At 55.4% G+C, this 2,952-nt stretch carries 4 protein-coding genes; all 4 read left to right on the forward strand.

The genetic code is table 11. The features are described 5' to 3' along the window. The coding region (locus tag QNK41_RS07820; RefSeq protein ID WP_319255456.1) for a YMGG-like glycine zipper-containing protein at positions 1 to 307 on the forward strand (307 nt) is incomplete at its 5' end. A 305-nt stretch (positions 308 to 612) separates the two neighbouring features. After that, a complete protein-coding gene (locus tag QNK41_RS07825) occupies positions 613 to 897 on the forward strand; it encodes a hypothetical protein (RefSeq protein ID WP_319255458.1) in 285 nt (94 codons plus the stop codon). Positions 898 to 976: 79 nt separating this feature from the next. Beyond that, positions 977 to 1,792: a hypothetical protein gene (locus QNK41_RS07830; protein WP_319255460.1), complete on the forward strand. Its 816-nt coding sequence runs from the start codon at positions 977 to 979 to the stop codon at positions 1,790 to 1,792. A gap of 153 nt (positions 1,793 to 1,945) precedes the next feature. Next, the coding region (locus tag QNK41_RS07835; protein ID WP_319255462.1) for a DUF1254 domain-containing protein at positions 1,946 to 2,952 on the forward strand (1,007 nt) is incomplete at its 3' end.

Here is a 2,952-nt window from a genome sequence, read left to right on the forward strand (position 1 = left end):
CAAACTGGTGGAACAGGGCCATGCTGCTGAACAGACAGCCGAACAGGCCAAGGGGGGCCTCGTCGGCGGCGCGGCCAGGGGTGCCCTGGTCGGTGTAGCCGTGGGTGCCATCGCCGGTGATGCCGGTAAAGGGGCTGCAATCGGTGCGACCGCCGGCGGCCTGGCCGGAGGCATGCGATCCCGGAGGACGCAACGTGGTGCCGAAGCCACCAAAGAGCAGGCCATCGAGGCCTTCAACGGGCAGTTTGCCCAATGGGACAAGAACTACGTCGCGGCCATGGAGGGGAAAGGGTACACAATAAAATAAACGTCAAACGTCGAATACCCGGCGTTTAGGAAGGAATGCTGGGGTTTTAAAGCTTGGCGCGCTGGAGTGTTGGAGTGTTGAGATAAGCGCTCTTTTTGTACCCAATATTCCATTACTCCATCACTCCATTTCATTCCTATTACCCTGAACACTGAAACTGTCCCCCCCCTTTCCATCCGTTACCCATAAAAACCCTCTTTTTCCCCCCTTTTCGGGGGTCGTGTAAATCGATCGACCAGTCTAATTTCAGTATACACCGGTTGGTGATTCCATCAGGCATCGAAAAACAACAAGGATGATGGCATATGGCTCCTATTCAAAAGATTGGAAAAATAAATTTCGAAAAGCCGGGCAAATACCGCATCAATGTCAAGGGGCGGTTGGACGACTGCTGGTCCGACCGGCTGGCGGGTATGCGAATCACCACATCCGGTTCCGACGATGAGGCGCTGGTTACCACGCTGATGGGCCATCTGCGCGATCAGGCCCAGCTCAGTGGCGTGCTGAACAGCCTCTACGAACTGCACCTGCCAATTCTGCTGGTCGAGTTCCTCCAGGACAAAAATGGGGCGGAGCAGGTCCTGGATTGATCAATGGCAACGGGGCATACGAGGCTGGTAACCAGTCAATGACCACCGCAACCAATTATGTATATGGGAGGAGACAGGAATGAAGACGTTCAACTTAACCATACGATTGCTTGCAGCAATCGTTGTTCTCAGCCTCACCGCATTTCACGGCGATGTCCGTGCGGACGACCAGGCCGCCCTGGCCCAGGCCGCCCAGAACCCGGTGGCCAACATGATCAGCCTTCCGCTGCAGAACAACACCAACTTCGGCGTCGGGCCGGGCGACGACACCCAGAACATCCTCAACATCCAGCCGGTCATCCCCGTCAGCCTCAGCGATAACTGGAACCTGATCACCCGAACCATCGCCCCGGTCATCTACCAGCCGGAAATGGTCCCCGGAACCGGCAGCGAGTTCGGCCTGGGGGACATCAATGCGACCCTGTTCTTCTCTCCGGCCAAGCCGGGCAAGCTCATCTGGGGCCTGGGGCCGGCGTTCTCCTTTCCCACGGCCACCGACGACGTGCTGGGCACCGACAAGTGGAGCGCGGGACCATCGGTTGTGGCCCTGACCATCAATGGTCCCTGGGTGATCGGCGGCCTGGCCAGCAACCTGTGGTCCTATGCCGGCGACGACGACCGGGCGGATGTCAACCAGTTCCTGTTCCAGTACTTCATCAACTACAACATGGCCGACGGCTGGTATCTCTCGTCGGCACCGATCATTACAGCCAACTGGGAGGCCGACAGCGGCAACCAGTGGACCATCCCCTTCGGCGGGGGTGTGGGCAAGATCTTCAAAATCGGCAAACAGGCCATGAATGCCCAGATGCAGGCCTTCTACAATGTGGAAAAGCCGGATGGCGGCGCCGACTGGAGCTTGCGGCTACAGCTGCAGTTCTTGTTTCCGAAGTGAGTTTCAGGTTTCAGGTGCCAGTGTTCAGGTTTCAGTAGCTCCCTCTTCCCTCACTAACACCCAACACCCGACACCTGAGACCTGAAACCACATAATGGTCATCGCTATGAATCCTTTTGGTAACTCAACCCCTTATTTTTAAAAGGCAACTAAATGAAATCATTGATAAAAATGGGCATTACCGGATTGATGGCGGCCAGCCTATGTGTTCCGGTTTACGCCGAACAGGGAAAGAGCCTCTTCGTGCAAGCTGGAACAGAAGCCAAGCAGGGCTGGAAGGACTTCAAACCGGCGCCCGACAAGATGGAGACCCGGTTCGGGAAGCTGGAATTTCCCGGTGGCTACCCGACTGAGAAAACGGTGCAAGATGTCTACGATGAGCTCGATCTGCAGCGTGCAACACAGCTGTACCTCGATATGTATCCCGCCCTGTCCATGCGCGGAATGATGATCGGCACCGTACGCGATTACGGCGCAAAGAGCAGCTCGGATATTTCTGTCACTGCCGACCGCCTGGATTCCAAGGCTATGTGGCTGACCGGTAATACGGAAAGTATCTATGCCATGATTGTGTTTGACCTTAAAGTAGACGGACCTACGGTTTTTGAAGCCCCCGAAGGATTGATGGGACCTGTAGATGACGCGAACTTCCTGTTTGCTTTCGATATTGGCCCCACAGGCATGGACAAAGGTAAGGGCGGAAAAGACCTGATTCTTCCTCCCGGTGACAAAGGAGATGTGCCGGACGGCTATTTTGTATTTAAATCGCCAACCTACCGTCTATTTACTTTTGTTCGCGCCAACGCGGAGGTGGTCGGAACCGGCGAAAAAGCGATGGAATTCTTTCGCAAGAACGCCAAGGTCTATCCATTAAAAACCGGACCGCGCAAGAACACGTTCACCAATGTTTCAGGGGTGCCGATCAATACCCTGGTTCCCGAAGATGCCAGCGCGTTCGAATGGATGCATGACATCATCAACTACGAGCCGGCCGAAGCCTTTGGCAAAGAAAAGCTGGGACGTCTGGCGTCCATCGGCATTATCAAAGGCAAGCCATTCAATCCCGACGATCGCATGAAAAAGATTATGGAGCAGGCGGCGAAAGAAGGCGTGGCTATGTCGCGCGTAATTGCGTTTGATTCGCGAGTCGAAAACGCGAA

The organism is Desulfosarcina sp., assembly GCF_033791525.1.
In the GTDB taxonomy this organism is placed as follows: domain Bacteria; phylum Desulfobacterota; class Desulfobacteria; order Desulfobacterales; family Desulfosarcinaceae; genus Desulfosarcina.

Coding starts and splice junctions, on each gene's coding strand:
- QNK41_RS07830 (WP_319255460.1), top strand. CDS start 977: ATGAAGACGTTCAACTTAACCATACGATTGCTTGCAGCAATCGTTGTT.
- QNK41_RS07825 (WP_319255458.1), top strand. CDS start 613: ATGGCTCCTATTCAAAAGATTGGAAAAATAAATTTCGAAAAGCCGGGC.